At 47.3% G+C, this 613-nt stretch carries 2 protein-coding genes; both read right to left on the reverse strand.

Features of this window, described 5'->3' with window-relative positions:
• A partial coding sequence (locus ACWHAR_RS29130; RefSeq protein WP_452088704.1) for an AMP-binding protein occupies positions 1-310 on the reverse strand: 310 nt, incomplete at its 3' end.
• A gap of 90 nt (positions 311-400) precedes the next feature.
• On the reverse strand, positions 401-613 hold a 213-nt coding region (locus ACWHAR_RS29135), incomplete at its 5' end, for an enoyl-CoA hydratase-related protein (protein WP_452088705.1).

Consider the following 613-nt stretch of genomic DNA (forward strand, 5'->3'; position numbering starts at 1 on the left):
AAAAGCCGGATCCCGAATCCTCCAGCTGAAACACCCTTTCATGTGTTGACAGCTTCGTATTCAAAAGCACCGCCTTAACACCAAGCAAAAAACAAGCGTGAACGGCGTATACCATTTCTGCACGGTTTTGGAGCAAAATAGCCGCAGTATCCCCTTTCCGAACCGAATGAGCGGCAAGCTGTGCCGCCATTCGCTTAGACGCGGCAAATAATTCTGCAAATGTCACTGTTTGGTCTCTATAGATGAGAGCGATTCTCTCAGGTGTCAGCTGTGCCCGCTGCATGAGCCAGTTAGGCTGTTCTGTCAGCATGTCATCATCTCCGAGGTAAAATGTCTGTATTGAAAAGAAAACAGCTTGGACCGCAAAGTCTCAAGCTGTTGGTTTACTAAGTATTGCTGATCACGGGAAACGAGGGAACTGTCCGAAATCAGGTTTGCGTTTTTCCTTAAAGGAATCACGGCCTTCTTTTGCTTCATCTGTTGTGTAGTAAAGAAGGGTAGCATCCCCTGCAAACTGCTGAATTCCAGCAAGTCCGTCTGTGTCCGCGTTAAACGCAGCTTTAAGAAAGCGCAGTGCGGTCGGGCTTTTTTCAAGCATTTCTTCACACCATTT

This window comes from Bacillus sp. LR--39 (genome assembly GCF_053613335.1).